Below are 358 nucleotides of genomic sequence, written 5' to 3'. Positions count from 1 at the left end.
CCCGACCGACCGCAAGATGACCATCAACGCGCTGAACTCCGGCGCCAAGGTCTGGCTCGCCGACCTCGAAGACGCCAACACGCCGCACTGGGCGAACGTCGTCTCCGGCCAGGTCAACCTGTACGACGCGGTCCGCGAGACCATCACGCTGGAGAGCGGCGGCAAGAGCTACGCGCTGAAGGACGACGTCGAGCACGCGACCATCGTCGTCCGCCCGCGCGGCTGGCACCTCGACGAGCGCGGCCTTTCCTTCGGCGGGCGCCAGGCCGTCGGCGCGCTGGTCGACTTCGGCCTGCACTTCTTCCACAACGCGCAGGAGCTGCTCAACCGAGGCAAGGGCCCGTACTTCTACCTGCCG

Annotated in this window: 1 pseudogene; it reads left to right on the top strand. The window is 68.7% G+C overall.

Annotated features, from left to right (window positions below):
- Nucleotides 1-358, top strand: a pseudogene (locus AVR91_RS43725) (malate synthase A); the annotation flags it as partial.

The sequence above is a fragment of the Amycolatopsis keratiniphila subsp. keratiniphila genome (assembly GCF_001620365.2).
GTDB lineage: Bacteria > Actinomycetota > Actinomycetes > Mycobacteriales > Pseudonocardiaceae > Amycolatopsis > Amycolatopsis keratiniphila.
This window is presented reverse-complemented; position numbering and strand designations above follow the sequence as displayed.